Here is a 6,155-nt window from a genome sequence, read left to right as displayed (position 1 = left end):
CATATTGTCCATCGGATTACCCGCTACCAGCGTGTTGTATTGCAGCATGAACAGGTGTTCCAGCCGGTTTTCGGTGCTTTCCCGGTGTACATCCTCATACGTGGTGAACAGATTGATCACCGTCGGGTTGGCATTCGAGTAGGTGATCACTTCCAGGGCTTTGTCGGCTGCCAGCTTGTAGTGCGTCGCCCCTTTGCTCAGCGGGAAACCCGCCATCGTCAGGTACACTTTCGCCAGTTGGGTTTTTACAGCCGCCAGGTTAGCCCGGCCACTGACATCCATCCAGGCCAGACCAGCCGCTTCGGCTGCCACCAGGTCTTCTACGATCAGTTTGTAGACTTCTTCCTGGGAAGCACGGGCGGGCTGGAAATCTTCCGAAGTCGCCGTTTGAGGTTTGGTAATCAGGGGAATATCACCCCACAGACGAACCGCCGTAAAGTAAGCCGACGCGCGCAGAAACCGGGCTTCGCCCAGAATCTTGGTCTTTTGGGCATCAGGCATGGGGGTGATGGCCGGCACGCGGTCGAGCACCTGGTTGGCCTGGGCGATGACCTTGTAGAGTCCGTTCCAGTAGTTGACCACGTGGGCGGTGTTGCCGTCGTGAACCAGCCCGTAGAGGTTGTTCAAATCCGAGTTCTGGGCGGTTTCGGTGGTCGAGGTGCCGGTGAGGGCTTCGAGCAACTGCCAGTTGGAAGAGAAGATCCCGGCCCCGTCGCCCATGAAGCGCAGGTCGGCGTAAACCGAGGCCAAAGCCGCTTCGGCGTGGTCAGGAATGGTGTAAAAATTGTCGGGGGTCAGGTTGGAGGGCGCCTGCTCATCGAGGAAATCGGAACAACCCACCGGACCCAGCAGCACCGCCCCCAGCAGGGCGATTTTGCTCACTTTACTAACTATATGTTTCATCGTCAACTGTCTTTTTGAATACGTTTAATCAATTAAAACCCAATCTGCAGACCGAACATGTACGTCGTCGGTTTCGGATAGTTGTGCCAGATCATCCCTTGTGAGAAGGCGCTGTTGCCATCACCCTGGTTGGTCGGGGTCACTTCCGGGTCACCTACGATTTTGTCGTCAACCAGCAGGAAGAAGTTCTGCACGGTAGCGTAAGCCCGCAGGCGGTTCAGTTTGAGTTTGTTGGTTACGTTGCTCGGGAAGGTGTAGCCGAAGAGCAGGTTCCGGCCCCGTAGGAATGAACCGTCCTTGATCCAGTGGCTGTCAACGTTGGTTACATAACCAGCGCGGGTATCCCGGATTTCAGCGATCATCGTATTCTGGTTGGTCGGCGTCCAGGCGTTCAATACCGAGGTGTAGCTGTTGGCCAGTGCCTGGCGGTCTTCGCTCGGGTGCAGGTTCATCAACATAACGTCATTACCGTACGAGAACTGCAATTCCAGCGTCAGGTCGAAGTTTTTGTAACGGAAGTTGTTGGTCATGGCACCCCATGATTTCGGGCTACCGTTCCCAATGATACTCCGGTCAGCATCCGTGATGGCGCGGTCACCGTTCACATCCAGGTATTTGATGTCACCCGGCAACATCGTCAGACCGTTCCGGTAGCTGGTAAAACGGGCGGCTTCTTCGCGCTCGGCTTCACTCCAGGTACCCAGGCGCGTCAGACCCCAGAACGACCCGACCGGCTCACCGATGCGGATGATGTTGGTTGGGTTGGTGAAGTTCGGACCACCTACGTTGAAGATATCCGAAGGTGTCGCCAGAGCCAGTACTTTGTTGCGGTTGAAGGAAATGTTGAAGGTCGTATTCCACTGGAAACCACCCGCGTCGATGTTGACCGTGTTCAGACCGAATTCAAAGCCTTTGTTTTCCATCGAACCTACGTTCCGGCGAATGGTCGCGTAACCACTCGTGCGGGGTACCGGGGCATCCAGCAGCATGTCAGTGGTTTTGCGGTAGTAATAATCCGCTTCCAATGAAATCCGGCCTTTCAGCAAGCCCAGTTCCACACCGAAGTCGGTCTGAGCGGTTTTTTCCCAACGCAAATCCGGGTTAGCCAAACGGCTCAAACCTGTTCCCGAAACCCGGGCATCGCCATAAATCGTCGCGTAGTTCGAGCTAAGCAGTGAAAGTGAAGAATAGGCCGGAATTTCCGAGTTCCCCGTCAGACCGAAGCTCGTCCGTACTTTCAGGTTCGAGATGATGGAATTGCCTTTCAGGAATTCTTCTTCCGATGCCCGCCAGGCCAGAGCCGCCGAGGGGAAGAATGCAAATTTGTGGTTTTCCCCAAATTTCGAAGAACCATCGGCCCGACCGGTCACGGTAAACAGATATTTCTCCATCAGGCTGTAGTTTACCCGACCGAAATACGAGTTAAATGCCGAACGGGAAGCGCCTGAACCCACACCAGGGTTGGTGGCACCCGCACCGAGGTTGTTATAAGTGAAATAGTCGGTTGCGAAGTTGTTGACAGCCGCACTGATGCTGAACACATCCGTTTCCTGCCACGAAATCCCCAAAAGGGCGTTGATGGCGTGTTTTTCGTTGATCTGTTTGTTATAGGTCAGGTAGTTTTCCAACGACCAGAAGGTTTCTTTCCGGTTGCTGGCCGATGCGTTACCGTTACCGCCGATGTTCAGGGTCCGGGTTTGTGACTGGTTGTTTTCCTGGGTTTGCACGTTCGCGCCCAAAATCGTCCGCATTTCCAGTCCTTTTGCCAGCGTAATGTTGGAATACAGGCTACCGATCGTCGTTTGGGTATTCAGAATGTATTTCCGACCCATCAGGCGGTGAACCGAGCTCATGGTTCCTTCCGCAAACGGGAAATCCCGGTTGTTGGCGTAGGTCCCGTCTTCGTATTTAACCGGCAGGAATGGAAAGTCTTCCACAATCTGACGGGCAACGGCATCGCCCTGATCCACAATATTTTCCGACTGGTTGTTGTAGCTCAGCGTACCCCCGATTTTCAACCACGATTTTACCTGATCGTCGATCGTAAACCGGCCAGAATACCGTTTCATGTACGAGGTTTTGATCAACCCCTGATCGTCGCGGTAGCCCAGTGAAACCGAGTACTGCGTGCGGTCGTTACCCCCGCTGAAACCCAACTGGTGGTTTTGCGACAGTTTATTTTGAGTCGATTCTTCCAGCCAGTTCGTATCAAACTTGGGGCTGCCGTCGGAATTCCAGACCCGTGGGTCGATCCGGCGCAGTTTGGGGTTCAGATACGCCCATTTGCCCGCGGCCCAGCCGACGGGATCGTATTTCGCCATATTGGCCCAGGCCAGATCTTCTACGGCCATATACTGGGCGGTGTTCAATACTTCCGGACGGTTGGGTCCGATCGTGTTTACGCTGAAATCGACGTTGTAAGTCACCTGACCTTCACCCGATTTCCCTTTTTTCGTGGTTACCAGGATAACCCCGTTGGCACCCCGCGCCCCGTAAATGGCGGTCGAGGAGGCATCCTTCAACACTTCCACTGAAACGATGTCGTTCGGGTTGATGTAGTCGATGGCCGAGCTGAACTGGTTCTGGTTCCCTTGTGGCAGCATCACCCCGTCGACCACATACAGCGGGTTGTTCGAGGAGTTGATGGAGCTAAATCCACGAACGCGAATGGTGGTCCGACCACCGGGACGACCCGAGTTGGTGTTGACCTGTACACCCGGCATCCGGCCCGATAATGCCTGCGTCAGCGAAGCCGCCGGACGTTCTTTCAATTCGGCTTCTTTCACGGAACCAACGGCCCCCGTCAAGTCGCTTTTCTTCGCCGTACCGTAACCGATGACGACGATTTCTTCCAGGACTTTGTCATCGTTTTTCAGGCTGACATTCACGGAAGTCTGTGTTCCGACATTCACTTCCTGAGAGAGGTACCCTACAAATGAAAAAACCAGGGTAGCACCATTATCCGGAATCTCGATCTTGTAAAGACCATTCGCATCCGTCACCGTCCCCCGTTGGGTACCTTTCAAAACAATACTCACACCCGGTAAAGGAGAATTCGACTCATCGGTCACCTTGCCGGAGAGAGTTCTGTCAACCGTACTGACTGCCAACGTGTTTTTCGATGAAGTGCCCGTGTTAGGGTCTTTCGCTGCGAGAGCGACATTCGTGCAGACAAAAGCCAGCAGGAGTTGAGGAATGGATAATCTCATCATCCTGACAAGCCGGGCTTGCGGTAGTAAGAGTTTTACCATAGATGTTGTGTACCGTTGACACGGCGGTTTATTAGAGTGGTAGAATTAGTAAGAAAGAAACGTGATTATCTTTTGCAAAACTAATAAATAGTAAGGTTCTAATTGCCTACGATTAGTCACTATTAATAAAAAATATTAATAAATTAATAGTAGCCGTTTCGTTTGAAATTTCGAATCCAATTTATTTTATTTCTGCACGATACACTAAAGGACAGGAGTTGGTCTATATATACCAATAAAACCACTATCATATTACTCATAATCAAGCATTTATCACAAAACCAAGATACGCTGCAACTGCACGTCCCCCATTTGAACAAGCTTGCTTTTGTCCAAATTTTACTTGAATGTACACCATAGCATAACGGACTTTTTTACTTAGTCATCAAAAAAAAATACCTGTTTACTGCCTCATTTGTCAGGGGTCATGAGCGTTTTAACAGGGCAAATGGACTCAAAAGGCTTCTAAAAGCCACGTCCGTTCAATTCGAAAACGTCCGTGTCGTGATCTGAATCCGATCTTCAGCAACTGAATTTGGAGCTATTGTACACCGCAGAGCCTTTAGCATTTCGGCCAGTGAGCCCACCAGAATGCCATAACCGTTCTCCTGTCGCAGATACAGTCGTGGTGCCGGTTTGGTCGGAATCGGGCAAAAGGCGGTTTGGCTGGCATACGCCAGCAGGTATTCCGTTCCGAACGGTTCCGCGCAGACAAACGACGCATCCGGCGCAATCCGAACATACTGATTCACCTGATCCGCCCTGATTTCAAAATCATTTTCCAGCAGGGTTTTCGTTCCATCCGCCAGCACATACACCAGCCGCAAATGACACGGTCGGTTTACCCGCGCTTCAATCGTGATCTGATTTCCCGGCCAGTATTCGACCCCGGTCCGGCCCCGGTCCGTTCGAATTTCCACCGTCAGTGGCGTTGCACCGGCCACGAAATGCTGCCGGAGCGTATCCTGCACGGCCATCACCTGCTGGTACTGCTCGGGTTTCAGCCGAAGGTTTTGCCCGCTGATCCAGGCCAGTGGCAACGCAGTACTCTCAACTTTTGCCAGAATCCGCTTGGCGCGGGCATCAAACACCTCCGCGACAATTTGAAGATTGTTCAGATCTTCCTGGTAGTAGCCCCGAATCCAAAGCAACGAGTCGGTGCGCTGCGTCGACGGCACGACCGCCACAGCCGCCTGTTTTTGCAGACAACTGTGCAGCGTGGCAAAAATCCGGTCCGACAACGGGTCGTTGATCCCGCAGCGGTTGTAGGTAAACCGGTCCAGAACCAAGCGGGTAGAACCAGCCGGAAGCACTTTCTTTAAGCTTTCCGTGATGGACGTCAGGGTTGTAAACAGGTCATTTTCGTTTTTCTCGGCCTGCTCCAGATCGCCCGGTTTCAAGACAAAGACATCGGGCGGCCAAGCGTCAACTTTGGTGATGCCGGCAATTTTAAACGAATGAAACGCATTCAACGTCGGGTCGAATACAAACCGAATCCGAAATTCGACCCGGTTCTGAAACCGAAACGTCTTTCCCTGCTTTCCCACACCATTCGTCAGTTTATCGACGTATAGACTGACGAACGAAAAACCGTCCTGCGTTCGACTGATTCGGTAGCGTGCCTCATCCAGCGTCAGGGTATTGGTTACCGGTTTCCCGGACGAAAAAATCCGGGCATCTTTCACGTATTCCTCAACAGTGGTGTAGGCATTAGACCCCGGTCGAAACTCATTGTATACCAGCACCTCCCGGTTCCGAAACGCATCTTTCAGCAAGCCGTTGAGCTGACTTTGCAACACTTCAAACGGCTGGTTGGCCTCGTAATGCGTCAGTACCTCCAAATTGGTCAGATAGCGGTCACGCACCAGCCGACGGGCGTTATCGGCAATTTTCAGTTGGTCAGCTCGCGAGTACGTCTGCGCCACCGCCAATCCAAATGCAACGAAGAGACTGAAAAACAGGACGATCCCCAAAGCCGCTTTTTTCATTTTGAATGTGCGA

General features: G+C 52.5%; 3 protein-coding genes. All 3 read right to left on the bottom strand.

Going from position 1 to position 6,155, the window contains the following annotated elements; genetic code table 11:
- The coding region (locus ACS5NO_RS07585) for a RagB/SusD family nutrient uptake outer membrane protein (RefSeq protein WP_439414567.1) at positions 1-903 on the bottom strand (903 nt) is incomplete at its 3' end.
- Positions 904-935: 32 nt separating this feature from the next.
- The gene (locus ACS5NO_RS07580) at positions 936-4,154 is read right to left on the bottom strand and encodes a SusC/RagA family TonB-linked outer membrane protein (RefSeq protein WP_439414566.1); all 3,219 of its coding nucleotides are present in this window, start codon (positions 4,152-4,154) and stop codon (positions 936-938) included.
- Between the two features lie 482 nt (positions 4,155-4,636).
- Positions 4,637-6,142: a DUF4384 domain-containing protein gene (locus tag ACS5NO_RS07575; RefSeq protein ID WP_439414565.1), complete on the bottom strand. Its 1,506-nt coding sequence runs from the start codon at positions 6,140-6,142 to the stop codon at positions 4,637-4,639.
- Positions 6,143-6,155: the final 13 nt, after the last annotated feature.

This window comes from Larkinella fluvii (assembly GCF_051857545.1).
Lineage (GTDB): Bacteria > Bacteroidota > Bacteroidia > Cytophagales > Spirosomataceae > Larkinella.
The sequence above is the reverse complement of the archived record's forward strand: the minus strand, read 5'-3'. Positions and strand labels throughout refer to the sequence as shown.

What these genes read in the sequence shown, in the direction of transcription:
- ACS5NO_RS07580 (WP_439414566.1), bottom strand. Translation starts at nt 4,154, where the DNA reads ATGGTAAAACTCTTACTACCGCAAGCCCGGCTTGTCAGGATGATGAGA.
- ACS5NO_RS07575 (WP_439414565.1), bottom strand. Translation starts at nt 6,142, where the DNA reads ATGAAAAAAGCGGCTTTGGGGATCGTCCTGTTTTTCAGTCTCTTCGTT.